Origin of the sequence: Bacillus sp. MM2020_4, from assembly GCF_011250555.1 — a bacterium.
Lineage (GTDB): Bacteria > Bacillota > Bacilli > Bacillales > Cytobacillaceae > Neobacillus.
Window position 1 is genome coordinate 1 of the sequence record NZ_JAANMZ010000123.1, and the last position, 367, is coordinate 367.

1 protein-coding gene is annotated in these 367 nt (G+C 44.7%); it reads right to left on the minus strand.

Annotation, left to right across the window (positions count from 1 at the left end):
* Positions 1-367, minus strand: a 367-nt coding sequence (locus G6554_RS25415; protein ID WP_207627758.1) for a hypothetical protein, incomplete at both ends; no start/stop codon positions are given.

A 367-nucleotide genomic window follows, 5' to 3' on the forward strand; every position in this document is an offset into this window, starting at 1 on the left:
TTGATTTTTTTCGTATCCTGCGGGTCTTCTGCAAGAGCTGCTTCTAGTTCTGCTTTTGCCTTTTCTACCGCTTTATATTCCGCGGCAGTTTCTTCGCCACCAGCTTTGGTGTAACGATCTTCTGCTGCTTCTGCTTGTTTCTTCGCTTCTTCTGCAACCGCAATTGCATTGCTTAATTCTTTCGCTTTGCTAGACTTATTCAATGCTTTGACCACTTCTGTTAACGCTTTTGTGGCTTCTTTGATTTTTTTCGTATCCTGCGGGTCTTCTGCAAGAGCTGCTTCTAGTTCTGCTTTTGCCTTTTCTACCGCTTTATATTCCGCGGCAGTTTCTTCGCCACCAGCTTTGGTGTAACGATCTTCTGCTG